The sequence below is a fragment of the Ruegeria sp. AL11 genome (assembly GCF_056540865.1).
The window spans coordinates 252,574-275,260 of sequence record NZ_JBQFXO010000002.1 but is presented as its reverse complement, the minus strand read 5'-3'; the positions used below and the strand labels follow the sequence as shown (position 1 = coordinate 275,260).

General features: G+C 58.5%; 21 protein-coding genes. 15 read left to right on the top strand and 6 right to left on the bottom strand.

Features of this window, described 5'->3' with window-relative positions; all coding sequences use genetic code 11:
* Positions 1-7: 7 nt before the first annotated feature.
* Both ACR0IP_RS05060 and secA read right to left on the bottom strand, forming a co-directional pair.
* A complete protein-coding gene (locus ACR0IP_RS05060) occupies positions 8-916 on the bottom strand; it encodes a hypothetical protein (RefSeq protein ID WP_170550697.1) in 909 nt (302 codons plus the stop codon).
* 100 nt (positions 917-1,016) lie between these two features.
* On the bottom strand, positions 1,017-3,734 hold the full coding sequence (gene secA / locus ACR0IP_RS05055; RefSeq protein ID WP_480524173.1) for a preprotein translocase subunit SecA: 2,718 nt from the start codon (positions 3,732-3,734) through the stop codon (positions 1,017-1,019).
* Between the two features lie 176 nt (positions 3,735-3,910).
* On the opposite strand from secA, the gene ACR0IP_RS05050 reads away from it, so the two are divergent.
* The 3 genes from ACR0IP_RS05050 to mutT are packed head-to-tail and all read left to right on the top strand — an operon-like array spanning position 3,911 to position 6,387.
* The gene (locus ACR0IP_RS05050; protein ID WP_480524171.1) at positions 3,911-4,759 is read left to right on the top strand and encodes a peptidylprolyl isomerase; all 849 of its coding nucleotides are present in this window, start codon (positions 3,911-3,913) and stop codon (positions 4,757-4,759) included.
* Between the two features lie 6 nt (positions 4,760-4,765).
* Positions 4,766-5,992, top strand: a complete 1,227-nt coding sequence (gene argJ, locus ACR0IP_RS05045; protein WP_480524169.1) for a bifunctional glutamate N-acetyltransferase/amino-acid acetyltransferase ArgJ — start codon at positions 4,766-4,768, stop codon at positions 5,990-5,992.
* On the top strand, positions 5,989-6,387 hold the full coding sequence (gene mutT, locus ACR0IP_RS05040; protein ID WP_170334201.1) for an 8-oxo-dGTP diphosphatase MutT: 399 nt from the start codon (positions 5,989-5,991) through the stop codon (positions 6,385-6,387). The genes argJ and mutT overlap by 4 nt, the downstream gene beginning before the upstream one ends.
* A 60-nt stretch (positions 6,388-6,447) precedes the next feature.
* Here the strand turns inward: mutT and ACR0IP_RS05035 are convergent, their stop codons facing one another.
* On the bottom strand, positions 6,448-7,374 hold the full coding sequence (locus ACR0IP_RS05035; protein WP_480524167.1) for a sterol desaturase family protein: 927 nt from the start codon (positions 7,372-7,374) through the stop codon (positions 6,448-6,450).
* Between the two features lie 406 nt (positions 7,375-7,780).
* Here ACR0IP_RS05035 and ACR0IP_RS05030 point away from each other — a divergent pair, with 406 nt between their 5' ends.
* The 10 genes from ACR0IP_RS05030 to ACR0IP_RS04985 all read left to right on the top strand — a co-directional run bounded on the left by ACR0IP_RS05030 (position 7,781) and on the right by ACR0IP_RS04985 (position 18,684).
* Positions 7,781-9,724: an AMP-binding protein gene (locus tag ACR0IP_RS05030; RefSeq protein WP_480524322.1), complete on the top strand. Its 1,944-nt coding sequence runs from the start codon at positions 7,781-7,783 to the stop codon at positions 9,722-9,724.
* 79 nt (positions 9,725-9,803) lie between these two features.
* The gene (locus ACR0IP_RS05025; protein ID WP_170380262.1) at positions 9,804-10,622 is read left to right on the top strand and encodes an ABC transporter ATP-binding protein; all 819 of its coding nucleotides are present in this window, start codon (positions 9,804-9,806) and stop codon (positions 10,620-10,622) included.
* A gap of 29 nt (positions 10,623-10,651) precedes the next feature.
* A complete protein-coding gene (locus tag ACR0IP_RS05020) occupies positions 10,652-11,638 on the top strand; it encodes a branched-chain amino acid ABC transporter permease (protein ID WP_170462900.1) in 987 nt (328 codons plus the stop codon).
* Positions 11,639-11,640: 2 nt separating this feature from the next.
* Positions 11,641-11,898 (top strand): hypothetical protein, encoded by a 258-nt coding sequence (locus ACR0IP_RS05015; RefSeq protein WP_170380264.1) that lies wholly within the window; start codon positions 11,641-11,643, stop codon positions 11,896-11,898.
* Between the two features lie 3 nt (positions 11,899-11,901).
* Complete coding sequence (locus tag ACR0IP_RS05010; RefSeq protein WP_170380265.1) at positions 11,902-12,978, top strand: branched-chain amino acid ABC transporter permease; 1,077 nt, start codon at positions 11,902-11,904, stop codon at positions 12,976-12,978.
* Between the two features lie 75 nt (positions 12,979-13,053).
* Positions 13,054-14,337 (top strand): ABC transporter substrate-binding protein, encoded by a 1,284-nt coding sequence (locus ACR0IP_RS05005; protein ID WP_170380266.1) that lies wholly within the window; start codon positions 13,054-13,056, stop codon positions 14,335-14,337.
* A 72-nt stretch (positions 14,338-14,409) separates the two neighbouring features.
* Positions 14,410-15,243 (top strand): ABC transporter ATP-binding protein, encoded by an 834-nt coding sequence (locus tag ACR0IP_RS05000; protein ID WP_170380267.1) that lies wholly within the window; start codon positions 14,410-14,412, stop codon positions 15,241-15,243.
* Positions 15,244-15,262: 19 nt separating this feature from the next.
* Entirely contained in the window at positions 15,263-16,480 is a 1,218-nt protein-coding gene (locus ACR0IP_RS04995; RefSeq protein ID WP_480524320.1) for a phenylacetate--CoA ligase family protein, read from the top strand.
* A gap of 115 nt (positions 16,481-16,595) precedes the next feature.
* Positions 16,596-18,260 carry an ABC transporter permease gene (locus ACR0IP_RS04990; protein ID WP_480524165.1) on the top strand — a complete coding sequence of 555 codons (1,665 nt, stop codon included), beginning with the start codon at positions 16,596-16,598 and terminating at the stop codon, positions 18,258-18,260.
* A 73-nt stretch (positions 18,261-18,333) separates the two neighbouring features.
* Positions 18,334-18,684 (top strand): DUF2794 domain-containing protein, encoded by a 351-nt coding sequence (locus ACR0IP_RS04985; RefSeq protein WP_170380289.1) that lies wholly within the window; start codon positions 18,334-18,336, stop codon positions 18,682-18,684.
* Here ACR0IP_RS04985 and ACR0IP_RS04980 read toward each other — a convergent pair.
* The 3 genes from ACR0IP_RS04980 to ACR0IP_RS04970 form a co-directional block, all read right to left on the bottom strand.
* Positions 18,681-19,418 carry a C40 family peptidase gene (locus ACR0IP_RS04980; protein WP_480524163.1) on the bottom strand — a complete coding sequence of 246 codons (738 nt, stop codon included), beginning with the start codon at positions 19,416-19,418 and terminating at the stop codon, positions 18,681-18,683. The two genes, ACR0IP_RS04985 and ACR0IP_RS04980, sit on opposite strands and share 4 nt — an antisense overlap.
* Complete coding sequence (locus ACR0IP_RS04975) at positions 19,415-20,797, bottom strand: leucyl aminopeptidase family protein (RefSeq protein ID WP_480524161.1); 1,383 nt, start codon at positions 20,795-20,797, stop codon at positions 19,415-19,417. The genes ACR0IP_RS04980 and ACR0IP_RS04975 overlap by 4 nt, the downstream gene beginning before the upstream one ends.
* A gap of 64 nt (positions 20,798-20,861) precedes the next feature.
* Positions 20,862-21,251: a hypothetical protein gene (locus ACR0IP_RS04970; protein ID WP_480524159.1), complete on the bottom strand. Its 390-nt coding sequence runs from the start codon at positions 21,249-21,251 to the stop codon at positions 20,862-20,864.
* 144 nt (positions 21,252-21,395) lie between these two features.
* On the opposite strand from ACR0IP_RS04970, the gene ACR0IP_RS04965 reads away from it, so the two are divergent.
* Together ACR0IP_RS04965 and ACR0IP_RS04960 are read left to right on the top strand one after the other, a co-directional pair.
* The gene (locus ACR0IP_RS04965) at positions 21,396-22,046 is read left to right on the top strand and encodes a carbonic anhydrase (protein ID WP_170380271.1); all 651 of its coding nucleotides are present in this window, start codon (positions 21,396-21,398) and stop codon (positions 22,044-22,046) included.
* Positions 22,047-22,130: 84 nt separating this feature from the next.
* Complete coding sequence (locus ACR0IP_RS04960) at positions 22,131-22,667, top strand: SRPBCC family protein (RefSeq protein WP_170380272.1); 537 nt, start codon at positions 22,131-22,133, stop codon at positions 22,665-22,667.
* Positions 22,668-22,687: the final 20 nt, after the last annotated feature.

Sequence of the window (22,687 nt, the reverse complement as noted above, 5' to 3'; positions counted from 1 at the left end):
CTGCGGTTTAATTTGCCGCGATTGTCAGGTCTTGAAACAGATTATTCAACACCAGAAACTCACCGACTTCGGTACACATCGGCATCGTCAGGATCAGATCGCGCGACCGCAGCCGGCGATCACTGCGCAGTTCCAACGACTGGACGTTCAGATCGCGGCCACAATTGGCCTCAGTCACTTCGGTTTCAACCGTCAAAGCGACCGAGCCGGATTGTTCCGAACGCGCAGCCGGGAACGAGTAAATCTGGATATTCTGTCCATCATTGAAGCTCGCACTTCCCAGGTGGACCACGGAACCCGCGCCCTGCGATGCGCTATTGGCCGAGATATGCCCCTGCTCACCATAGCTAGCACCAAACTCCAAGGCGTGGATTTGCAGATCGGTCTGACCCTGCCATTGCAATGCGACCCGGTCGAATTGGTCAATGTCCATGATGTGAGTGGTGGCGACCGTGCCGGTCTGATCCTCGAATGAGATCAGGAAAATGGCGTATTCGGACAGGGCCGGAATGGTCAGGTCCAAGGCACCGTTTTCGTCGGTTTGCTGTGTCAGCGTTAGACCGCTGTGGTGAATTTCAACACGTTCGTTGCTGCGGCAGGGGGCCTTGATCCGCAGCCGTGCATTGGCGCCCATTTGGGCGGTGGCACGCGCGCTGATGCTGCAGTTGGTGTGCTTTTGAGCTGCCTTCGGCGCAGGGCGCTCAATCGGTTGCGAGGGGGTCTCGTCAGAGGAAGAGGTTTGCACGATACGCTCAAGCCCGGCAATGACCGAGGCCTGATCCGCGACAGAGGCCACGGCGACAGGTTCCTGCGCGCCATTCTGCTGCGCAGGCGCACCATATTGCATCAGGTAACCAATACCCAGGGCACAAGCGACCGTGCCGCACATGGTCACGTAATTTCTGACTACGAACAAAACACCCTCCCCAGTTGAAGGAGCGAGTCGCACTTTCGTTAACAATCGCGGCCAATTTGTGGCCGCGAAGCGGAGCGATTGTGACTGATATTTGTTGACGTTAGGTCAATCTACCATGGCAGTGTTTGAATTTCTTGCCCGAGCCACAGGGGCATTGATCGTTGCGCGAGGGATTGCCCCAAGTCGAGGGATCGTTCTCGTCAAAGCCGGGCAGTGCATCGCCCGACGCGACCGCCTCGGCCTTGGCCTCGGCAGCACCAGCAGCCTGATCAACCGCTTGCTGCGCTTGCGCTTGCTGGGCCGCCATCTGCGCCAGCATCTCGCGCTGTTCTTCTTCGGTCAGCGGGCGCACGCGAGACAATTGCTGAGTCACGGTTTCGCGCAAACTGTCCAGCATACCTTCGAACAGCTGGAAGCTTTCGTTCTTATACTCGTTCAGCGGATCGCGCTGGGCGTAGCCCCGGAATCCGACGACCGAGCGCAGATGTTCCAGCGTCAGAAGATGCTCGCGCCATTTGCCATCGATGGTCTGCAGAAGGACCTGCTTTTCGATGTTGCGCATGTTCTCGGGGCCGAAGGCGACGGCCTTTTGCGCCATCATCTCATCGGCGGCCTTAACCAGACGCTCGCGCACCTGTTCGTCATCCACGCCTTCCTCGGCGGCCCAGTCCTGAACCGGGGCATCGATGGTCAGCTTTTCTTTGATCGCCTCATGCAGCCCATCGGTATCCCACTGATCTGCATAGGATTTCGGTGGCATGTATTCGTCGATCAGATCGTCGATCACCTGTTCGCGCATGTCCGAGACGATCTCGGACAGGTCGTCGGCTGACATAATCTCGCGCCGCTGGCTGAAGATCACCTTACGCTGATCGTTCATCACGTCGTCGAATTTCAGAACGTTCTTGCGCATGTCAAAGTTGCGGCCTTCGACCTTGGATTGCGCGCGTTCCAGCGATTTGTTGACCCAGGGGTGCACGATGGCTTCGCCCTCTTTCATGCCCAGCGTGGTCAGCACCTTGTCCAGACGTTCCGAGCCGAAGATGCGCATCAGATCGTCTTCGAGGCTGAGGTAGAATACCGTGCGACCGGGATCGCCCTGACGGCCCGAGCGACCACGCAGCTGGTTGTCGATGCGGCGGCTTTCATGGCGTTCCGAGGCCATGACATACAAACCACCCGCATCCAGAACCTTTTGTTTTTCCTCGGCGTGCTTGGCCTCTTCCGCGGCGCGCAGTTCAGCCGGGTCGGCCTCGGGGTTTTCGGCCAGGGCCTGCAGAACCTTCATCTCGACATTGCCGCCCAGCTGAATGTCAGTACCACGACCGGCCATGTTGGTGGCGATGGTAACCGCACCGTAGCGGCCCGCATCGGCCACGATCTGGGCCTCTTGTTCATGCTGGCGTGCGTTCAGAACGTTGTGTTCGATCTTTTCCTTGGTCAGCATCTGACTGAGAACTTCGGATTTCTCGATTGAGGTGGTGCCGATCAGAACCGGTTGACCCTTTTCCTGGGCTTCCTTCGCCTCAGAGATAATCGCGCCGTATTTCTCCATCGCGGTGCGATAGACCTGATCGTCTTCGTCGAGACGCGCAATCGGACGGTTGGTGGGGACTTCGACCACACCCAAACCATAGATTTCCTGGAATTCTTCGGCTTCGGTCAGCGCGGTCCCGGTCATGCCGCCCAGCTTGTCATAGAGGCGGAAATAGTTCTGGAAGGTCACGCTGGCCAGAGTCACGTTCTCGGGCTGAATCTGGACGTTCTCTTTCGCCTCAATGGCTTGGTGAAGACCTTCCGACAAGCGACGACCCGGCATCATGCGGCCAGTGAATTCGTCGATCAGAACCACATTGCCGTCACGTACGATGTAGTCCTTGTCGCGTTGGAACAGCTTGTGCGCACGCAGGCCCTGATTGACGTGATGCACCACGGTGGTGCTTTCGGGATCGTACAGAGAATGATCCTCGGGGATCAGGCCCGCGGCGATCAGTTGCTGTTCCAGAAACTCGTTGCCCTCATCGGTGAAGGTCACGTTGCGGGATTTTTCGTCCAGCGAATAGTGATCGTCACTCAGGCTTGGAATCAGCGCATCAATCGCGGTGTACAGGTCCGACCGGTCCTGCGCCGGCCCCGAGATGATCAGCGGCGTCCGCGCCTCATCAATCAGGATCGAGTCGACCTCATCCACAATCGCGAAATTGTGGTATTTCTGATAGATATCGGCCATATCGGCCTTCATGTTGTCGCGCAGATAGTCGAAGCCAAGCTCGTTGTTGGTGGCGTAGGTCACGTCACAGGCATAAGCGGCTTTCTTCTCGGCATCTTGCTGGCCCGACCAGATCACACCAGTGGTCATACCCAACGCGGCAAAGACTTTGCCCATCCATTCGGCATCCCGTTTGGCCAGGTATTCGTTGACCGTGACGACATGTACGCCTTTGCCGGTCAGCGCGTTCAGGTAAGCGGGGAAGGTTGCGACCAGTGTCTTGCCCTCACCCGTCTTCATCTCGGAAATATTGCCCTGATGCAGGAAGGTGCCGCCCATCAGCTGCACATCAAAGGCACGGAGACCCAGTGCGCGTTTGGCACCTTCGCGCACGTTCGCAAAAGCTTCGGGCAGCAGGTCATCCAGGCTCTCGCCATCCAGCGCACGTTTGCGCAGTTCGGCGGTCTTTTCGATCAGACCCTCGTCAGAGAGTTTTTCGAACTCGGGTTCCAGCGCGTTGATCTTTTCGATCAGGGGGCGGGTCGCCTTGATCTTGCGGTCGTTCGGTGTTCCGAACACCTTTTTGGCGAGCGTTCCGAGTCCCAGCATGTTCACTCCAGCGGATCTGTTCTTGTCTTGGTTGCGACAGGCTTGCCCACCTTGCGCGCAACCCATAGATACGGGGGGTGAAAGGCGGCCCTGTCCAAGGCTTCAAAGCGATGTAAGCGGCAGGTTCTGAAGTGTCAACGCTGCGCCCTGTCGCGGCAAAGAAATAGGATGATTCCATGCCCAAAGGCCTCACTTTTCTGCCATCGCTGGCTTTGACCGCCGTGATGGCGCTGCCGCTGGCCGCCGAAACCAAGCCAGATGCAGGCACTGTTCTGGCCACGGTCAACGGGGACGAGATCACACTGGGTCACGTTGTCGCCACCGTCGCGGCGTTGCCGCAGCAATATAAGCAGATCGAGGACGATGTGCTGTATGACTTCGTGCTTGAACAGCTGATCCAACAGCAATTGCTGGGCCAACAGCAGGAAGAGCTGACCCAGCAAAACGCGCTAACGCTGGACAATGAGACACGCTCTTTGCTGGCGGTGCAGACTGTGAACGCCTTGACCAACGATGTTGTGACGGATGAGGCGGTACAAGCGGCCTATGACGCGCAGTTTGCCGAATTTGAAGGCGAAGACGAGTTCGATGCGAGCCATATTCTTGTTGAATCCGAGGACGAAGCCAAGGCGCTTAAGGCGCAATTGGATGACGGTGCCGACTTTGCCGAGATGGCGCGCGAGCATTCGACCGGGCCGACCGGCCCCAATGGCGGTGCGCTGGGTTGGTTCGGCAAGGGCCAGATGGTGCCTGAGTTTGAAAACGCCGTGCTGGGCCTTGAAAAAGGTCAGATCTCAGACCCGGTGCAAACGCAGTTCGGTTGGCATCTGGTGATCCTGAACGACAAGCGCAAATCTGAAGCCCCCGCGCTTGAGGCCGTGCGCGATGAACTGGCCCAGACCATTCAGCAAGAGGCTATTCAGGCCCATATTGATGAGTTGACCCAACAGGCTCAGATCGAGCGCACCGCCCTTGAAGGGGTTGGTCCTGAAGTCATCCGCCAGCTGGACCTGATTCAGGAGTAAAAACCCGTGGCCACGATCACCAAAACTTCGCCACTGGCCCCTGCCGGTTTCCCCGACCTGCCCGCAATTGACGGTGTGCGTTTTGCAACCGTTGAGGCGGGGGTGCGCTACAAAGGCCGGACCGACGTCATGTTGGCGGTTCTCGATCCCGGTACGTCCGTGGCTGGGGTGTTTACGCGCTCGGCCACACGCGCTGCTCCTGTGCTGGACTGTCAGGATAAGATCGGCGGCGCCAACGATGGACCGGCGGCGATTTTGGTGAATTCGGGCAACGCAAACGCGTTCACCGGCCATTACGGCCAGACCTCGGTTGTCGAGGTGACGCAAGCGGTCGCCACCGCGACCGGCGTTCCGGTTGAGAGGGTCTTTACCTCATCTACCGGCGTGATCGGAGAACCTCTGCCGCATGATCGCATCGTCGCGCAGCTTGAAGCGCTGAAATCCGACCTCAGCCGTCACGCGATCGAGGACGCGGCGCGGGCCATCATGACCACCGATACCTTCCCGAAAGGGGCCTCTGCGCAGGTCGAGATCGATGGCAAAACAGTCTCTATTGCGGGGATCGCCAAGGGATCGGGCATGATCGCGCCAGACATGGCGACGATGCTGGTCTACATCTTCACCGACGCTGTGGTTGACCAATCAGCGCTGCAATCCATGCTGGGCGCGCAGACCGACCGGACCTTCAACTGCATCACCGTCGATAGCGATACCTCGACCTCGGACAGCCTTTTGCTGTGCGCAACCGGTGCGTCGGGTGTAGATGCCACCGGCAATGCGGCCTTCGCCGAGGCGTTGGAAACCGTGATGTTGGACCTCGCGCAACAGGTTGTGCGCGATGGCGAAGGGGCGACGAAGTTCGTGGAAATCCGCGTGACCGGAGCCGCCTCGAACGCAGATGCCAAGGTGCATGGGCTAGCGATTGCGAACTCCCCTCTGGTGAAAACCGCCATCGCAGGTGAGGACCCAAACTGGGGCCGCGTCGTCATGGCCATCGGCAAATCCGGAGCCGCAGCAGATCGCGACCTGCTGAGCATTTCCTTCGGCGATATTCTGGTCGCTGAAAAAGGCTGGGTCAGCCCCGACTATCGTGAAGAAGACGCGGCCGCCTATATGAAAGGCCAAGATCTTGTTATCGCAGTCGATCTTGGGCTGGGTGAGGGGCAATCCACCGTTTGGACCTGCGACCTGACCCACGGCTATATCGAGATCAACGCGGATTATCGCTCGTGAAAACAGTTCTGGTATCCGCTGTCGCCCTGATCGACATCGAGGGCCGCGTTTTGCTGGCCCAACGTCCCGAGGGCAAATCCATGGCTGGTCTGTGGGAATTCCCCGGTGGCAAGATCGAACCCGGCGAAACCCCCGAGGCCGCCCTGATTCGCGAATTGCACGAGGAACTTGGTATCGACACCTGGGCCTCCTGCCTCGCGCCGCTGACCTTCGCCAGCCACAGCTACGACGATTTCCACCTGCTCATGCCGCTGTTTGCCTGCCGCAAATGGGAGGGGATACCGCAGTCGAAAGAAGGTCAGGCGCTGAAATGGGTGCGGGCTAATGATCTGCGCAATTACCCGATGCCAGCGGCGGATGTACCGCTGATTCCGATACTGCGGGATTGGTTGTAGTTTAGACGCAGACAAAAGCTTGAAGGCGGCTACGAGTAGCTAACTTACTTCGTAAACCCTTCAACTGCGTTGAAAGATGCGGGTCGCTTTGATCAATGGCTCAATGAAAACGCCGTAAAGCGTCCGATAGTCTTCCGTCTCAGGGCCGATGCCAAACTGAAGCTCTTCTCGGCCCTGAGGAACGTAGAGCGTTCCACCCATCCGATCCCAGATTGCTAGTCCGCCACCCATGTTTTTGTCCCAGTGTTTAGGGTCGCTCGAATGGTGGATCTGATGCATCGCCGGTGAAATCAACCACTTCTCGACTTTAGGTCCATAGCTAACCCAGATCGGGCTATGACGTAGAACCCCTCCGATAAGGTTCGATCCAAAGAAAATGATGTTGGCTCCACCGATTTGGTAGGCTGTCAGATGACTTCCGAACAAGCCCAAAAAAACACCATTTACGATTGCTGCCGAGCTTATGACCCCGACTGCAAAGAATAGCCCATCAATCGGGTGATGCCGTTCAGCTGTCGCAAAATTCAAGTGCTCTGCCGAGTGGTGAATCTTGTGGAACTCCCATAGCACTGGAATTTTGTGCTGAAGGTAGTGCAGCCACCAACGCATGAAGTCGTTGACCAGATACAGCGTTACGGTCAGCGCGACAGCAACCCAAATGGAGCCACCCGCATCCTGCAGATCCGCACCCAAACCTCTGATCCAATCGGTAGTCATAGGAGTCAGCTGCCAAAGAGCTTTAGAAATCCAATCGAGGCTGAGCGCAAAGATGACGGGATTGGCCACTAGAAGAACGTAGTCAATAAGCGCTGATCGGGACCCCCAAACCTCTTTCTCAAAGAAGACGGAAACGAACCTTCTGTCATCTCCACTAACGCGATGTGCAATGATCGCGATGCTCATTCCGCACAGGACATAAACCCAAAAAAAACGCAGATTTGCATTGCCAGTAATACCAGAGATTTTGGAGACGGCTATCTGCGCCAACTCTGATAGATCCATCATGTCGTGCCTAAACGAGGTTTCCTGTATCAGTCTTAAGTCTCATGCAAAATCGGCGGAAATATGACGCGATTCTTGGTTCCGTTACAAATGAGATACGTGTCAGTTTTGAAAACCATGCACCGGGTGAGGTTCAATCGAGACCTGATTGTCGAGACTAAAAATAGCTTTGGCAGCATGGGTTGTACGCCTCCGACGGGCTGATCGCTTCTCTGTTACAATTCGTAAGAATTGAGAAAACATCAGGCAAAACTTGACGCTGATCGTGACCGTGCTCTTAATCGGGGCATTGGCGTTCGGGCACCATCCCGGACCCGCCATTTCCGACCCGGGGAGGGGTCGGGTGGGGAGGAGAAAGAGATTGGCTCAGACGCAGTTGGGCGCTGAAGGGATGCAGTCCCTTCCGGCGCTGCTACATCGCAATGCGACAGAGTTCGGGGATGCCCCGGCTTATCGGGAAAAGGAATTTGGGATCTGGCAATGCTGGACCTGGGCGGAAGCCGCTAAGGAAATCCGCGCCATCGCGCTTGGGTTCCTGGAGTTGGGCGTTGAGAAAGGCGACCACATCGCTGTCATCGGTCGCAACCGTCCGGCGCATTACTGGTCGATGGTGGCTGCTCAGATGGTGGGCGCGGTTCCGGTGCCTCTGTATCAGGACTCGGTCGCGGAAGAGATGGCCTATGTGCTGGAACATTGCGGCGCGAAATTTGTCGTCTGCGGTGATCAGGAACAGGTCGACAAGGTCATCGAGATTCAGGAAAACCTGCATCAGGTCAAACACATCCTCTATACCGACAAGCGCGGGATGCGGAAGTATGACCACTCTCAGATGAACGCGCTTGAGGACATCATGGCCGAAGGCAGCGCTGGGCACGCGCGGTTCGATACCGAGCTGGACAAGCGCACCGCGGCGATCACTTATGACGATACTTGCGTTATGCTCTACACCTCCGGCACGACGGGCAAGCCCAAGGGTGTTGTGCTGTCGAACCGGAATGTCATTGAAAGCGCCAAGAACTCGGCCGAGTTCGATCATCTGACGCGGAACGAAGACATTCTGTCCTACCTGCCGATGGCCTGGGTGGGTGATTTCATCTTCTCGATCGGTCAGTCCTATTGGTGCGGCTTCTGCGTGAACTGCCCCGAAAGCGCCGACACAATGATGACGGACCTGCGTGAGATCGGGCCGACCTATTTCTTTGCCCCTCCGCGTGTTTTTGAAACGCAGCTAACTAACGTGATGATCCGGATGGAGGATGCGGGTAAGCTGAAGCGCAATATGTTCCACCACTTCATGGCCCATGCCAAGAAGGTCGGTGGTCTGTTGCTGGACGGCAAGCCGGTGGGCTTTGGCGACAAGCTGAAATACGCGCTGGGCAATATGCTGGTTTACGGCCCGTTGAAGGATACGCTTGGATACGGACGGTTCCGCGTAGGCTATACCGCGGGTGAGGCCATCGGGCCGGAAATCTTTGATTTCTATCGCTCTTTGGGCATCAACCTCAAACAGCTCTATGGTCAGACCGAAGCGACTGTCTTTATCACGCAACAGCCGGACGGCGAGGTGCGGGCGGATACGGTCGGCGTTCCAGCCCCTGCGGTCGAGTTGAAAATCGACGATACGGGCGAGATCCACTACCGCTCACCCGGTGTGTTTGTCGAATACTACAACAACCCGGACTCGACGGCCTCCACCAAGGATGCTGAGGGTTGGGTTGCGACAGGGGATGCCGGGTTCATCGAGGAAAGCTCGGGCCATTTGCGGATCATCGACCGCGCAAAGGATGTGGGCAAAATGGCCGATGGGTCTATGTTCGCGCCGAAATATGTCGAGAACAAGCTGAAATTCTATCCCGATATTCTTGAGGTCGTGCTGTTTGGCAACGGCAAGGATCGCTGCGTGGCCTTCATCAATATCGACCTGACGGCGGTCGGAAACTGGGCCGAGCGCAACAACGTGGCTTACGCATCCTACCAGGAATTGGCAGGCCATCCGCGTGTGTTAGAGACAATTAAGGCCCACGTGGAAGAGGTAAACAAGTCGGTCGCAGCGGATGAGATGCTGTCGGGTTGTCAGGTGCATCGCTTTGTGGTTCTGCACAAGGAACTGGACGCCGATGATGGCGAGATGACCCGGACCCGCAAGGTGCGGCGCGGTTTTGTCGAGGACAAGTTCCAAGACATTATCGCCGCGCTTTATGACGGGTCCTCGAGCGTTTCGACGACAACCGAAGTGACCTATGAGGATGGGCGCAAGGGGTCGATTTCTGCGACGCTAGAGATCGTTGATGCGCCGGTTGTGTCGGTCGCGCAGCACAAGGTTGCGGCGGAATGATGGGCCGTTCGAGCGCCGCTCGACCTGCGGTCATCGCCCCGCCCGCCGTCCCGTTTTTGCGTAAGTCTGGGAGAGGCTGATGCTGGATAATTCCGAAGGATATGTCACCGAAGACGGCCGCAAGATCGGTGGTGTGGTGATGGAGATGAAAAACATCACCCTGCGATTTGGCGGCGTGGTGGCGATCAAGGATATCTCGTTTGATATTCGCGAGGGCGAAATCCGCGCCATTATCGGGCCGAACGGGGCTGGCAAGTCCTCGATGCTGAATGTGATCTCGGGGTTTTATGTCCCGCAGGAGGGGGAGGTTTGGTTCCACGGCTCCAAGCGCCCTCCGATGCGGCCGTTTGAGGTGGCACAGCAGGGGATTGCGCGGACCTTCCAGAACATTGCCCTGTTCGAAGGCATGAGCGTCCTAGACAACGTCATGACCGGACGCCTGAGCTTTATGAAGACCAATATCCTTCAGCAGGCTTGGTGGAAGGGGAAGGCCGAAGCGGAAGAGACCGAGAATCGTGAGGCGGTTGAGAGGATCATTGACTTCCTTGAGATCCAGCACATCCGCAAGACGCCTGTGTCACGCCTGCCCTACGGGTTGAAGAAGCGGGTGGAGCTTGCGCGTGCTCTGGCGGCGGAGCCGAAGCTGCTGCTGTTGGATGAACCCATGGCGGGCATGAACGTCGAAGAGAAAGAGGATATGAGCCGCTTCATCCTCGATGTGAATGATGAATTTGGCACCACCATCGCTCTGATCGAACACGACATGGGCGTGGTGATGGATCTAAGCGATCGGGTCGTCGTGATGGATTACGGCAAGAAAATTGGCGACGGCACGCCCGACGAGGTGCGCAACAACCAAGAGGTCATCGACGCCTATCTGGGGGTCAGCCATGACTGACATCGGAGTAGTAAATTGGGGAGGCACCAATGCCTGAACAACTCGTATTTGCGATGGAGGTCATCCTCAACGGTCTGATGGCCGGGGTGCTTTATGCGCTGGTCGCGCTGGGCTTTGTGCTGATCTACAAGGCCTCGGGGATTTTCAATTATGCCCAAGGGGTTATGGCGCTTTTTGCGGCGATGACGCTGGTTGGGATCATGAAGGGGCAGGTGCCGTTTGCCCATCTGATCAATGCGATTTTCGGGACGCATATCCACTACTTTGGCTGGAACGTGCCTGCGCTCTTGGCGATCCTTTTGACCATGGCGGTGATGGTATTGCTGGCCTGGGCGGTGCAGCGCTTCGTCATGCGCCATCTGGTCGGACAAGAGCCGATCATTCTGTTCATGGCCACCATTGGTCTGGCTTACTTCCTTGAGGGCGTGGCCGACCTTATGTGGGGGTCTGAGATCAAGACGCTTGACGTAGGTCTGCCGCAAGGCATCAACCTGTGGATTGATGAAACGACCTACAACATCTTCGACTACGGCTTCTTCATCGACAATCTGGACATCGTGGCGACGATCATCGCGGCGCTTCTGGTGGCAGCTCTGGTCGCATTCAGCCAGTACACCAAACAGGGCAGGGCAATGCGCGCTGTTGCAGATGACCATCAGGCGGCGCTGTCGGTTGGGATTTCGCTGAACTTCATCTGGGTCATGGTCTGGTCGGTCGCCGGGTTCGTAGCTCTGGTCGCAGGGATCATGTGGGGCACCAAATCGGGCGTGCAGTTCTCGCTATCGCTGATCGCGCTTAAGGCGCTGCCGGTGCTGATGCTGGGTGGCTTCACCTCGATCCCCGGAGCCATTGTCGGCGGGCTGATCATCGGCGTGGGCGAGAAGCTGTTCGAATTCGCCTTAGGACCTGCGCTGGGCGGCGCGACAGAGAACTGGTTTGCCTACGTGCTGGCGCTGATCTTCCTCGTGTTCCGTCCTCAGGGCCTGTTCGGCGAGAAGATCATCGAGAGGGTGTAGCGATGACCAAGCTGATCGCCATCATCAACGTCATCGCATGGGCCGGGTTCTGGGCGTTTGGGTATATCGCCCTCACCTCGGACGATCTGTCCGAAGGCCAGCTCACTATCGCGGCAATCCTGGCTTTTGCGGGTCTGATCATGGGCGTTCTGGCCTATTTGAAACTGGTCCGCGCGTCTGAGGCGAGCGGATACGCCAAGGGCTCAAACCAATTGGACGCCGCGGCCCGGAACCGGGCGCAGGAAGAATGGGGAAAGTAAGACATGTTCTATCGTGAGGCCGGGGATTTCAAAACCTCGTACATTGCTGACAGCCAGACTTTCCCGATCAAGTTTGACCGGTATCGCTACTATGTCGTGCTGGCGGTGGCGTTCGGGATCATTCCCTTCATCATCAACGACTATTGGGCCAACGCGCTGCTGCTGCCCTTTCTGATCTATGCCATCGCGGCGATCGGGCTGAACATCCTTGTGGGTTATTGCGGGCAAGTCTCGCTGGGCACCGGGGGGTTCATGGCTGTGGGTGCCTATGCCTGCTACAAGCTGATGACTGCTTTCCCGGATGTCAGCATGTTCATCCACGTGATCCTTGCCGGAGGTATCACGGCCTTTGTTGGCGTGTTGTTCGGCTTGCCGAGCCTCAGGATCAAGGGTTTCTATCTGGCCGTGGCGACGCTGGCGGCGCAGTTCTTCCTGGTGTGGCTCTTTAACCGGGTGCCATGGTTCTACAACTACTCGGCTTCGGGACAGATCAACGCGCCGGAACGGGATGTGTTTGGCATCATCATCACCGGCCCGAATGCTCCGGCATGGGCGACCTATCTGTTCTGCCTAATCTTCCTGACCGTCTGCGCCATCCTTGCGCGCAACCTGACGCGGGGCACCACGGGCCGGACCTGGATGGCGATCCGCGACATGGATATCGCTGCCGAGATCATTGGCGTGAACCCCCTCAAGGCCAAACTGACCGCCTTTGCCGTCAGTTCATTCTTCGTCGGCATCGCAGGGGCGCTGTTCTTTGCGGTCTATCTGGGCGCAGTCGAAGTCGGTGAGGTCTTTGGCATCCAGAAATCATTCCTCGTGCTCTTCATGGTCATTATCGGCGGATTAGGGTCTATTTTTGGATCCTTTGCGGGGGCTGCTTTCCTTGTGCTGTTGCCAGTCGTGCTGAAGCTGATCGGCGTAGACCTGCTGGGTTGGCCCACGGACATCGTGGCGCACCTGAACCTCGTGATCGTAGGCGGGCTGATCATCATGTTCCTGATCCTCGAACCACATGGGCTGGCGCAGCTGTGGCGTGTCGCCAAGGAGAAACTCAGACTCTGGCCATTCCCGCACTAGGGACAGGCCCAATCAAAAAAGACGGGTGCAAACGCCCGAACCCACCATCGGATCAATCAAGGGAGGAGACACCCGATGAACAAGAAACTGGCAACCCTGGCGCTGGGCGCCGTGATGGCCGCAGGCCCGGTCATGGCCGACCTTGTGTTCCCGTCGCTCAGCTACCGGACGGGTCCCTACGCGGCAGGCGGTATTCCGTTTGCTGACGGTTACGCCGACTATTTCACCCTGCTGAATGAACGCGATGGCGGCATCGGGGGTGTTCCAGCCAAGGTTATCGAATGCGAAACCGGCTATAACACTGAAAAAGGTGTGGAATGCTATGAATCGACCAAGGGCGAAGGTGCGCTGGTCTATCAACCACTCTCCACTGGGATTACCTATCAGCTGATCCCGAAAGTGACGGCAGATGGCATCCCGCTGCACACGATGGGATATGGCCGGACCTCGGCTGCGAATGGCGAGGTGTTCAGCCATGTGTTCAACTATCCGGCCAACTACTGGAACGGAGCTTCGGGCGCGATCAACTATCTGCTGGATGAAAACGGCGGAGACCTGAGCGGCAAGAAAATCGCGCTGGTCTACCACAACTCTGCCTACGGCAAAGAGCCGATCCGCACACTGGAAACGCTGGCCGAAAAGCACGGCTACGAGCTGTCTCTGCTGCCTGTCGACCACCCAGGTCAGGAGCAGAAGTCGCAGTGGCTGCAAATCCGCCGCGAAAAGCCCGATTTTGTGATCATGTGGGGCTGGGGCGTCATGAACCAAGTTGCGGTTCAGGAAGCGGCCAACATTCGCTTCCCGATGGAGAACTTCATTGGCGTCTGGTGGTCAGGTGCTGAATTCGATGTCGAGCCCGCGGGTGAAAAAGCAACCGGCTACAAGGCGCTGACCTTCACGGGCCTAGGTATGGACTATCCGGTCTATGACGATCTGCAGAAATACGTCGTCGATGCCGGTAAAGCCGCAGGTGCAGGCGATCAACTGGGTACGGTTCAGTATAACCGCGGTCTCTATGCTGCGATGTTGGCGGCTGAGGCGGTAAAGACTGCTCAGGAAATGCACGGCACGGCCGAGATCGACGCGTCGATGATGCGCGATGGCATGGAGGCGTTGGAAATTACAAATGCCAAGATGGAAGGTCTGGGCATGGTCGGTTTCGGACCGGAATTCTCGGTTTCCTGTGAAAACCATGGCGGCCCCGGTCTTGTGGGCGTGGTCCAGTGGGATGCAGCAGCCGGAACCTGGAACCCGGTTCAGGACTTCAAACCGACAGATGCCGAAGTCATCAACGCTCTGATCGCAGAAGACTCAGCGGCTTATGCGGCTGAAAACAATATCGAAACGCGCTGCAACTAAAGCGCTCTGAACCAAGCGGGGCGGCGGTTTGCTGCCGCCCTGACCCGAACACGCGAACGAGGATAGGCGCTGATGCTGGATGCGGCCCAAACCACGGATGTGCAGGCGGAAACCCTGCTTGAGGTCAACAATATCGAGGTGATCTACAATCACGTGATCCTCGTGCTGAAGGGCGTCAGCCTGACGGTTCCCAAAGGCGGCATCACCGCGCTGCTGGGGGGGAATGGCGCGGGCAAAACCACGACGCTCAAGGCAGTGTCGAACCTGCTGCATTCCGAACGGGGCGAGGTCACCAAGGGCTCGATCAAATATCGCGGTCAAAGCGTGCATGAAAGCGACCCGGCGGATCTGGTGGAAAAAGGCGTCATTCAGGTGATGGAGGGGCGCCACTGTTTCGAGCACCTCACGGTCGAGGAAAACCTGCTGACCGGGGCCTATACCCGCAAGGACGGTAATGCCGCGATCCAGAGTGACCTGGAGCTGGTTTACAATTACTTCCCGCGCCTGAAAGAGCGCCGCAAAAGTCAGGCGGGCTATACCTCGGGCGGGGAACAGCAGATGGTCGCGATGGGCCGCGCGCTAATGTCACGGCCCGAGACGATCCTGCTGGATGAACCCTCAATGGGGCTTGCCCCGCAGCTGGTCGAAGAGATTTTCGGCATCGTAAGAGATCTGAACGAGAAAGAGGGCGTCTCGTTCCTTTTGGCCGAGCAGAACACCAACGTGGCGCTCAGGTTTGCGCATTACGGCTATATTCTGGAATCCGGGCGCGTGGTGATGGACGGCCCTGCTGCCGAACTGCGTGAGAACCCGGATGTGAAGGAATTCTATCTCGGCATGTCGGACGAAGGCCGCAAAAGCTTTCGCGATGTGCGCTCGTACCGCCGCCGCAAGCGGTGGTTGTGATCTGATGGAGGATATGGCGATGACCTATTTCGATGCACTCGAAACGCGCTCGGCGGATCAGCGCGCCTCAGATCAGGCGGTGGCGCTGCAGGCGCAACTAGAACGGGCGCGGTCTGCGCCTGGGTTTATGGCGCATTTCGCTGAAACAGACACTAATACGGTGAAAACGGCCGAAGACCTGCCCTTGCTACCGGTGTTGCGCAAGTCGGACCTGACCCGCGCGCAAGGGGAGCGCTCGCCCTTTGGCGGCTTTACGGTCAAACCGGCGAGGCACTTTCACCATGTGTTCCAATCCCCCGGCCCGATATATGAGCCGGGCAGCACCGACTACGATTGGTGGCGCATGGGTCGCTTCCTGAACGCCGCCGGTGTTGGCGCGGGCGACATCGTTCAGAATTGCTTTGGCTATCACCTGACGCCTGCGGGCATGATCTTTGAAAACGGCGCTCGCGCGGTTGGCGCGGCTGTTCTGCCTGCCGGGACCGGCCAGACCGAGCTGCAGGTGACCGCCGCCCGCGACGTTGGATGCACGGCCTATGCGGGCACGCCGGACTATCTGAAAGTCATTCTGGACAAGGCCGATGCCATGGGCGTTGCGCTGAGTTTCTCCAAGGCCGCTGTGGGTGGTGGCGCGCTGTTCCCGTCGTTGCGGCAGGAATATGCGGATCGCGGCATTGCCTGTCTGCAATGCTATGCCACGGCCGATCTGGGCAATATCGCCTATGAGAGCGCCGCGATGGAGGGGATGATTCTGGACGAACACGTCATCGTAGAAATCGTCACCCCTGGCACCGGCACTCCGGTTTCGCCCGGTGAGGTTGGTGAGGTCGTGGTGACCTCTCTCAACCCGGATTACCCGCTGATCCGGTTTGCGACCGGCGACCTGTCGGCCATCATGCCGGGTCAGTCGCCTTGCGGTCGTACGAACGCTCGGATCATGGGATGGATGGGGCGTGCCGATCAGACCACCAAAATCAAGGGCATGTTCGTCCGGCCCGAGCAGGTGGCCGCGCTGGTCGACAAACATGCCGAGATCGTCAAAGCCCGCGTGATCGCAGCCCGTCAGGGTGAGATGGATACAATGACCGTCCAGATCGAGAGTGCTGGTGGCGATGACATGGCTTATGCGAAATCCGTGGCCGAAGTGCTGAAGCTGAAAGGCGCGATCGAGGTTGTGGCCCCCGGGTCCTTGCCCAAGGATGGCCTGGTGATCGAGGATCAGCGCGTCTATGACTGATATCTGCGGCGTTTGATGCCGCAGATTTGTTGCTAGATTTGTTGCTCTGGGCACTGGCGTTTCCTAGCGTTTTAGTCGAGAAAGAGGACGCCCTCGTCCCTTACAAGCCCGGAAAATGGCCCAGATCGAATATTCTGAAAATGGATCACGAAACCGCGGCGTGCGTGGCACGCGGCTGTTGGCGGCCATCGCCTATATCGTAGCGGCCGCCTGCTTGTTGCCGATGGTCGCGGTGGTCCTAGCGGCGCTGACCGGTGGCACGGAAACCATCTCGCATCTGGCTGAAACCGTATTGCCGCGCTACACGATGACCACCGCCATATTGGTGGTTCTGGTGGCCGTGGGCACGTTCAGCATCGGGACCGGGGCCGCGTGGCTGGTGACAATGACGCGGTTCCCTGGCGTACGCCTGTTGGAGATCGCGCTGGTCCTGCCATTGGCCTTCCCCGCCTACGTTTTGGCCTATGCCTACACGTTCATATTGGATCATCCCGGTATCGTGCAGGCCACGCTGCGCGATGTGACGGGTTGGGGGCCGCGCGACTACTGGTTCCCCGAAATCCGCTCGACCGAGGGCGCGGCGGTGATGCTGACGCTGGTGCTATACCCCTATGTCTACCTGCTGGCGCGGGCGGCGTTCCTGCAGCAAAGCGCCACCGCGTTTCTGGCGGCGCGGGCGTTGGGAAACAGCCCCTGGCTGGCGTTCCGGCGGGTCTCGCTGCCGATGGCGCGCCCGGCCATTGCCGGAGGCGTTCTTCTGGCGATCATGGAGACCATTGCCGATTTCGGAACCGTCTCGTATTTTGGCGTCCAGACCTTCGCCACGGGCATTTATACCAGTTGGTTTTCGCTGGGAGATCGTGCAGGCGCCGCACAACTGGCTTTGTGTCTGCTGACCTTCGCGCTTGTGTTGGCTGTGGCTGAACGCACTCGGCGCGGCAAGGCCAAGTACTATCAAGCGGGCAAGCAACATGCAGCTCTGCCCGCAGCGCAACTGACTGGATGGCGCGCGATCGGGGCTTTTGCCCTCTGCGCCATTCCCGTGTTTTTCGGGTTCCTTCTGCCGTTGGTCGTTTTGTTCGAGATGGGGTTGAAATCCGAGCAGAACCTGCTGTCGCCCCGCTACCTCGGCTTCATTCAGAACTCGCTGACCCTTGCCGGGACGGCTGCTGTCATCACAGTTATTGCGGCCGTCAGTGTTGGGTTCTTTCAGCGCTTGAGGCCGGGGCGGCCCTCGACCATCGCGGGCTATATCGCGCGGCTGGGCTATGCGGTGCCGGGCGGGGTGATCGCCGTTGGCCTGCTGGTGCCTTTTGCCAGCTTTGACAATGCGTTGGACGCGTGGATGCGCGCGACATTTGATGTATCGACGGGCCTGCTGGTGACCGGGTCTATCTGGCTGCTGGTGGCGGCCTATATGGTGCGGTTCCTTGCGGCGGCCCTAAGTGCCTATGAAGGCGGGCAGAGTACGGTTCACGCCAATATGGACGCCGCAGCCCGGTCTTTGGGGCAGACGCCTCTGGGTACACTGAGGCGGGTGCATCTGCCGATCCTGACGCCCTCATTGCTGACGGCCTTGTTGATCGTCTTTGTCGACGTGATGAAGGAATTGCCCGCAACGCTGATCATGCGCCCCTTCAACTTTGACACGCTGGCGGTACAGGCCTACCGGCTGGCTTCGGACGAGCGGCTCGAGGGGGCGGCGGTGCCATCCTTGGTCATTCTGGCCGTTGGATTACTGCCTGTGATCCTGATATGTCGACAAGTCGGACGGCGGTAACACCCGTTGACGAATTATGGCCCGCTTGCGCATCGGGCTTGATTCAGTCGCGTTTTCCGGCAAGGCTTGGGGTATGAACATGCAGCCTCCCAGCCGGTTCCCTACAAACTCGGCCCAGATGCCCGTCGCGTTCGACCGGCGCGAGATGTCCCATATCCTGTCCGTCTATGGTAAGATGGTCGCCGCCGGAGAATGGCGCGACTACGGAATTTCCAACCTGCGCGACATGGCGATTTTTTCGATCTTCCGACGGACCGCCGAGCATCCGATCTACCGGATCGAGAAGCACCCCCGTCTGCGCCAAAAGCAGGGGATGTATTCCGTTGTGGGGATGGACGGACGGATTCTGAAACGCGGCCATGACCTGCGCACGGTCTTGCGGGTATTGGAGCGCAAGCTGATCCGCTCAGTTTCCCCGGATTAGAGCCTTTTATGGGCCGTCACAGGCCCGTCGCCTTGCGTCTCTATGCGCGTGATGGCCTGATCCAAGGCCTCGTAAGCGACCGCCATGTGATGCGCATTGGCATGCAACAGCATATTCGGTCCTGAAACCCATGCGACATGGCCTTTCCAAAACAATAGATCGCCGCGTTTGGCCTCTGATCCTTCGGGCAGATTGATACCAAGGGCCTTTTCCTGATCGCCGCTGTCGCCGGGACACGCCATACCGCAGGCCAGCAACCCCACCTGAACCAGTCCAGAACAGTCGATCCCGAACCGACTGTTGCCGCCCCACAGATATGGGGTGCCCAGAAACAACTCGGCCACAGCGACAGGATCACGGTTCAATTCGGCAATCGGGGCCGTGTGGGTTTTTGGGATGAAGCCCAGTTCAGTTTCAACAAACCTATCCGCTTGGGAGAGCGCGTGTACGGAGCTGCCAAAACTCAGCGAGGCCAGATCGCGGGTTTTCATATCCGCCTGTTCATAGGCATGTGTGGCGGGTGCAACAATCCTATGGGTCGTGGTCTGTTGCGGCCCCAATTGGGCCGAGCGAACCCATCCGACATAGCCATCCTTGTCAGCCTTGATACGACTCCACCCGTTTTTCTGCTCTGCAAGCTGTACTGTGTCTCCGAACAGCAACTGACGATCGCGCAGGCCATCAGGGCTGCGCAGCAGGTCAACGACCGGGTCCAAGACGCGAAGCTGGGTCATAGGCCCAAGATATCGGGCAGTGCGGTCAGTAGGGCGCGTGGGCCTTGCCCCAGACCTCCCTTGCTGCGACCCGGTTGCTTGCTGGGCTGCCAGGAATAGATGTCGAAATGCATGTAATTGCTGTCTTCAACAAAGCGGCGCAGGAACAGAGCTGCGGTGATGGAGCCTGCAAAACCGCCCGAGGGCGCGTTGTCCAGATCGGCGATGCCGGGTTCGATCATCGCCTCATAGGGCGTATGGAAAGGCATGCGCCAGACCGGATCAGCGGCTTGGGCAGCAGCTTTGCTCAGCGCCCCGGCGGCCCGGTCGTCATCGGTGTAGAACGGCGCCAGATCAGGCCCCACGGCCACACGGGCCGCACCGGTCAGGGTCGCCATCGAGATCACGAGATCAGGTTTCCCCTCATCCGCCAGCGCTAGCGCATCAGCCAAAACCAGCCGCCCCTCGGCATCGGTGTTGTTGATCTCGACGGTCAGACCCTTGCGCGAAGTCAGGATATCCCCGGGTCGGAAGGCGTTTCCAGCCACCGCATTCTCAACCGCCGGGATCAGCACCCGCAGCTGTAGCGGCAGGCTCAGCGCCATGATCATCCGGGCAAGGCCCAGAACATTGGCGGCACCCCCCATGTCCTTTTTCATCAGACCCATCGACGCGCCCGGTTTCAGATTCAGCCCGCCGGTATCGAAACACACACCCTTGCCGACAAGCGTCAACGTCGGCCCGGTCGCGCCCCAATTCATCTCGATCAGGCGCGGGGCCTGATCTGCGGCTCGTCCGACCGTGTGGATCATCGGGAAGTTCTGCTCCAGCAACGCGTCGCCGGTGATCGTTTTGCAGGTGGCTCCGAATTCGTCCGCCAACGCCTCGGCTGCCGCTTGCAGTTGATCCGACCCCATATCGGAGGCTGGCGTGTTGACCAGATCGCGGGTCAGCGCCTCGGCATTTGCCAGTACCTCCAACCGCGCGGCATCAACGCCTTCGGGAGCTACCAGACGCGCTTTAGCGGCGGATTGAGGCGCATAGCGATCAAAGGCGTAGCCGGTCAGCAACCAGCCCAGACACTCCATCTCCAGATGCTCCGTCGGAACGCCCGCTGCGATGTGATAGCCGCCTTCCGGCAGCGCATCCGCCGCAGCGGCCAGAGGGAACCGCTTGCGGGCGCGCTTGCTCTGGGTCCCGTATCCGGCCAGCGCAAACCCCGCACCGCCCTCCGTGCTTGGCACGGTCAGGACTTGACCCAAAGCGCCCTTGAACCCGTTTGCCGTTACCCAATTTCGGATGTGATCGGACTGACCGGCCAGCCAATCGTCCAGATCAGGTTGCGCCACCACATGCAGCGGCACAGAGGTGTTAGAGGGTTGGGCAAAGCTGAGGGTCATAGTCGTCTCGGGCTGAGTGAATTTGCGACCAGACTATCCGCCTGCGGCCTGCCCGCAACCCCCGTCACACCGAAAGGTCCTGCTGATCCCAGATCGCGGTCAGAGAGCGCTCTCCAACCCGGATCAACCGCCCCAGCGTTGCACCTGCTGCAACAGCATCACCCGCATCCACAGTACCGGCGACATCACCCGCAACCCGCGCCAGCGCCGTCATTCCGGTCTGATCGGCGATCGCCACCAGCGATTTGGAGCATTTGCGCAAGGCCTGCCAATCGCGCTGCCGCCAATGCCGTTCGCAATTCGAAAGACGCACGGCCAGTTCCTCGACCGTGCGGCACAGCACGTCCAACGCGTTCTTGTCGCCCAATTGCCGGTACAGCCCGCTGAGGCGATCCGGATCCAGTCGCACGGTTTCCTTGTGTTCAAGCCTGAGTATGTTTTCCACCACATTCACCCTAGTTTCGTCGCCCCCACGGCGTGGCTATGATCCTTGCTGTCAATTCCTTTGCAAAACCTTGCGATGAATTTGGATAATGGCTCGAATTTTTCTTGAATTCGGTTTACAGCAGCCTACGCAACGAAAGACGGGAATGCCGAAATGGATTTAGCCAAACCTTTGCCGACCTATCTGGTGAAACGGTATCACGGCTGGAAAGCGACGACCTATTCCGAAAATCAGGTCTGGTATCGGCGTTTGGCGGATGAGGGGCAGCGCCCACGTGCGATGGTGATTTGCTGTTGCGACAGCCGGGTTCATGTGACCGCGATCTTCGGTGCCGATCAGGGCGAGTTCTTCATTCACCGCAACATTGCCAACCTGGTGCCGCCTTACGCTCCGGATGGGGATCACCACGGGACCAGTGCAGCCATCGAATATGCGGTGACCGCGTTGAAAGTGGCGCACCTGATCGTGCTTGGTCATTCGCAATGCGGTGGGGTGCAGGGCTGTATCGACATGTGCAAGGGTGAAGCTCCGCAGCTGGAAGCAAAAGAAAGCTTTGTTGGCCGTTGGATGGATATCCTCAAGCCCAAGTACGAACAGGTCGCGGATATCGAAGATGGCGTCGAGCAGGCCCGCCAGTTTGAACGTCAGGCCGTCGTAGCGTCGCTGGAAAACCTGATGACCTTCCCGTTTGTGTCAGACGCGGTCAAGAACGACACGCTCAGCCTGCACGGGCTTTGGACAGATATCGGCGCGGGCGGGTTGGAGTGTTTCGACCCCTATCAGAAAAAGTTCGTTCCGGTCTGACGCCCTAGCATCGCGGTAGGCGGCGGTTCCGTCCAATTTTCTATGATATGCTCCGGACAAAGGAATTACCCTTTGGAGCATATTATGAAATTGATTAAGCGCGTTTTTCTTGGCCTGATCGTTGTTGTACTGGCACTGGTCGGCATTGCGTACCTGCTGCCCTCAAAAGCTGATGTATCCCGCAGTATCACCATCAACGCCGCGCCTGAGGTGATTTTTCCCTATGTGAACTCGATGCAGCAGACCGAGCATTGGTCACCCTGGTTGCACCGGGACCCCGAGACCAAGCTGACCTATTCCGGGCCAGAGTCGGGGGTTGGGAATATTTTGAACTGGAGCTCTGACGACCCGCAGGTCGGCACCGGATCGCAAGAGATCGTGGCGAGCGTCGAAAACCAAAGCGTCCAGACCGCGCTTGATTTCGGTCCGATGGGAACAGCCTCGGCCGCATTTGTCCTACAGCCCGATGGGGATCAGACTCAGGTTACGTGGGGGTTCAAGTCTGAGTTGGGTATGAATCCGATGTCTCGTTGGATGGGGGTGATGATGGACCGGTGGCTAGGCCCGGACTATGAGCGTGGTCTGATGAACCTCAAGGTTTTGGTGGAAGGGCAGGGATAGCCCTATCCTCGGAAACGCCC